General features: G+C 59.5%; 3 protein-coding genes. All 3 read left to right on the top strand.

The genetic code is table 11. The features are described 5' to 3' along the window. The first annotated feature begins 362 nt into the window (after positions 1-362). The gene (locus tag VBE63_RS31675; RefSeq protein WP_416274713.1) at positions 363-704 is read left to right on the top strand and encodes an Rpn family recombination-promoting nuclease/putative transposase; all 342 of its coding nucleotides are present in this window, start codon (positions 363-365) and stop codon (positions 702-704) included. A 291-nt stretch (positions 705-995) separates the two neighbouring features. Then, the gene (locus VBE63_RS28410; protein ID WP_323686336.1) at positions 996-1,253 is read left to right on the top strand and encodes a hypothetical protein; all 258 of its coding nucleotides are present in this window, start codon (positions 996-998) and stop codon (positions 1,251-1,253) included. Between the two features lie 7 nt (positions 1,254-1,260). Further along, complete coding sequence (locus tag VBE63_RS28405; protein ID WP_323686335.1) at positions 1,261-1,884, top strand: ATP-binding protein; 624 nt, start codon at positions 1,261-1,263, stop codon at positions 1,882-1,884. Positions 1,885-1,913 lie beyond the last annotated feature (29 nt).

The following is a 1,913-nucleotide window of genomic DNA, read 5'->3' as shown; positions in this document are numbered from 1 at the left end:
GTTTCTTGCTGCGCCAGATGGAGCGCAAATTCGGCCCGACCGATGCCCATCTGCGCCAGAAGATTCAAGAGGCCGATGCTGAAACATTGCTCGAATGGACCGATCGCATCCTCACGGCGGAGACGCCGGAGGCGGTGTTTCACTGAGCGCTTTGAGGTGATCGGCTGAGGCGGATGCCTACAGAACACTCCCTAGCCTTGCGTGACCTGCATGATCGCGTCGTAGAAGGATTCCTGCACCAGCGGAAGGTGGTGAATGTTTGGTGCCTGGGTCGCAATTTTCCACACTAAGTCGTGCTTTGGCTGGGTCTCTGTTGTTGTCTGTGTTCACACAGGCCGCCAAGCCGGGTACAGTCCGCCGCGATGGATAAGATCAACAACTCCCATGACGTCTACTTTCGCGAGAGTTTCACCCGCCGCGAGATTGCCCAAGACTTCCTGCGTTGGCACCTACCAGCGGAACTGCTCGCGTGTGTCGATCTCGATAGCTTGGAGATCAGCAAAGACAGCTACGTCTCCAAGGAGTTGCGGGCCTCGTACTCGGATCTTGTCTACCAGTTGCGCCCGCGAGTATTCAGGGCAGGGCGGCTTCAGGCAGGGCGGGTCAGAGGCGGGCGGACCCGGGCAGGATGCTCAGGCTCAGAATGCGTTCGCGCAAGCCGACCAACGCGCGCAGGGTCCAGATCAGCCTGCCACGGCTGCTGAGCCTGAGCCGGTATCTGCGTTTGCCTCTGCGCCAGCGCCCGATCTCGCGCTCTGCGTCTACATGCTCTTCGAGCACAAAAGCACGCCCGAATAATACTGGGTCGCGCTGCAACTGCTGCGCTACATCGCCTTACAGGGCGAGGCCTACCGTAAACAACACCCAGACGCCAAGCATCTGCCACCGGTCTACCGCCGCTCAACACCGGCGTTGATCGGGTCGGCGCCGCCATCCGCCAGGCGCTGGGCGAGCGCGTCGATCCGGAGGAACTGACACCCAAATGGAACCGTCCGGTGGCGCAGCGGTATCTCTTGCCGTCGCCGGGCGTGGTGACGGCCATCGAGGGCGCGGAGCGCTTCGCTGATCACCCGGATCTGGCCTATCTGGAGATACGCGCTAAGCTGGGTGATCGCATCGGCCCGGTGGACAGCCATCCGGCGCGGGCCGGGGTGGTCATCACTACGGGAGAAACGCGCGAGGTGGCGATGGCGTTGGCGGAGTATGTGGTGGAGCGTATCCTGATCGCTACTGATGCCAACATGATTCGATAGCCTCATCGTGTCCTCATTCCAACTACAGTCCCTGATTCTCACGAATTTCCGGCGATTCAAGGCACTGGAGGTTGATTTCCATCCAGAACTGACGGTCTTGGTTGCGAAAAACGGCCAAGGCAAGACAACGGTTCTAGATGCGGCGACGATTGCGCTGGGTACCTTTGTTGGCGCCTTTGATCTTGGCAGGTCTAAGCCCATCAGCCAACAGGATGTGCGATACCATCGCATACCGGACCAATCAGCGAGTGAGCAGGTCTTTCCCGCAAAGGTAGAGGCTCAATTATCTACGCTCACGGGGCCTGTGGTCCGCGCGTTGAACAGTGCGAAAGGCAAGACAACGGTCAAGGACGCCGCAGAACTGACGCGCCTGGGCAGAACGTTGATGGAACAGGTCCGGGCCTTGCAGCCGGTCGATCTGCCGCTGATGGCCTATTACGGTTCTGGCCGCCTGTGGAATGCGCACAAGAACATGAGCCGCAAGGCGGTACTCAGTGAGAGCCGCACCATGGGATACGAAGACTGTTTCAGTGCGGCGTCCAGTTTTACCCAGGTGCAGCAATGGATGTCTAAGGCCACTCTGGCCATCTCGTTGCACACAACTCGAGCCTGCTCCGGTAACATGCTGTAAAGCATGAACATCAGAGAGGGGAAACATGG

Origin of the sequence: Lamprobacter sp., from assembly GCF_034860625.1 — a bacterium.
Classification (GTDB): domain Bacteria; phylum Pseudomonadota; class Gammaproteobacteria; order Chromatiales; family Chromatiaceae; genus Lamprobacter.
Note: the sequence above shows the minus strand (reverse complement) of the source record. Positions and strands in the feature narration are given on the sequence as shown.

Bases quoted from the DNA above. Each gene is read 5' to 3' on its own strand.
- VBE63_RS31675 (WP_416274713.1), top strand. From the start codon at position 363: ATGGATAAGATCAACAACTCCCATGACGTCTACTTTCGCGAGAGTTTC.